General features: G+C 32.6%; 4 protein-coding genes. 3 read left to right on the top strand and 1 reads right to left on the bottom strand.

Features of this window, described 5'->3' with window-relative positions; genetic code table 11:
* Positions 1–31: 31 nt before the first annotated feature.
* The 3 genes from Megvenef_RS10085 to Megvenef_RS09640 all read left to right on the top strand — a co-directional run bounded on the left by Megvenef_RS10085 (position 32) and on the right by Megvenef_RS09640 (position 896).
* Positions 32–199 (top strand): type II toxin-antitoxin system RelE family toxin, encoded by a 168-nt coding sequence (locus Megvenef_RS10085; RefSeq protein WP_410519780.1) that lies wholly within the window; start codon positions 32–34, stop codon positions 197–199.
* Between the two features lie 83 nt (positions 200–282).
* Positions 283–561, top strand: a complete 279-nt coding sequence (locus Megvenef_RS09635) for a ribbon-helix-helix domain-containing protein (RefSeq protein ID WP_322777692.1) — start codon at positions 283–285, stop codon at positions 559–561.
* The gene (locus tag Megvenef_RS09640) at positions 537–896 is read left to right on the top strand and encodes a type II toxin-antitoxin system PemK/MazF family toxin (RefSeq protein ID WP_322777693.1); all 360 of its coding nucleotides are present in this window, start codon (positions 537–539) and stop codon (positions 894–896) included. The genes Megvenef_RS09635 and Megvenef_RS09640 overlap by 25 nt, the downstream gene beginning before the upstream one ends.
* 19 nt (positions 897–915) lie before the next feature.
* On the opposite strand, the gene Megvenef_RS09645 is transcribed toward Megvenef_RS09640, so the two are convergent.
* Entirely contained in the window at positions 916–1086 is a 171-nt protein-coding gene (locus tag Megvenef_RS09645; protein WP_322777694.1) for a type II toxin-antitoxin system PemK/MazF family toxin, read from the bottom strand.
* Positions 1087–1089 lie beyond the last annotated feature (3 nt).

The raw sequence follows: 1089 nt of genomic DNA on the forward strand, positions 1-1089 counted from the left end.
GATAAATACCGCCTCTAGTTAGGATCTTTTCTTGCTCCACCATTCCTCTTCTTCCTCAGGTAAAGCTTTAAGGGGTAAAAACAAAGGTTTATGGCGTTATCGAGTGGATAAATTCAGAATAATCTGCAAGCTAGAAGAAGATAAGCTAGTTATTTTGATAGTAAAGATAGCTAAGCGAGATGTAGTTTATGAAGACTAGATAGTGAGGTTTATTGATTCTATTTGAAATAATCACTTGTTCTTGATATATTAAAAACTATATCAAATAATATATGTTTTAATATGACAAACTTATCGATTAATTTTCCTGATAACATAGTGAAAGTTACAAGTGAAGTAGCAAAAAAGCTAGGAGTATCTAGAACTGAATTTATACGTCAAGCAGTCGTGCATGAGTTAAATAATTTTCAGGTTCAGCTTGAACAAAACAATATTATTAAAAGCTTTGCTGCAATGAAGAAATCCAAAAAATACCAAGAAGATACAAAATTGCTGATGGAGGGATTGAATTCAGCTTTACCTGAGGAAGAAGAGGAATGGTGGAGCAAGAAAAGATCCTAACTAGAGGCGGTATTTATCTGGCCAGACTTGATCCTGCTAAAGGCGAGGAAATAGGCAAAATACGCCCGATAATAATCCTAAACTCACAAGTAATACTTAATCAGATTCCTCCTATTATTTTTATTTGTCCTCTTAGTAGTCAATCACAACCAGAATTCAAACACTTACACGTTGAATTAGAAGTTAGAGATAATTTAAAAGTGACAAGTTATGCTTTGGTAGAACATTGTAGATCAATTACTATAAATCGGGTTATTCATCCTCGATTGGCACAAACAACTTCTACTGAATTAAATAGTATTCTGCACAAATTAAGACGATTAGTTGATTTTTGAATTTAGAATTTAATGCGTATTAGCTGAATATTTTATTTAAAGCTTCTAAAACTAAAGTTGCAGTTTGGGTGTCTAATGTTCCAAGATTTCGTATTATCCTAGATTTGTCTATAGTCCGAATTTGGTCAAGAACAATACTACCTTCTTTCCCTTCAAAAGTTATAGGAACACGAGTTGGATAATTCCTAATCTT

The sequence above is a fragment of the Candidatus Megaera venefica genome, from assembly GCF_034554655.1.
In the GTDB taxonomy this organism is placed as follows: Bacteria; Pseudomonadota; Alphaproteobacteria; order Rickettsiales; family Rickettsiaceae; genus Megaera_A; species Megaera_A venefica.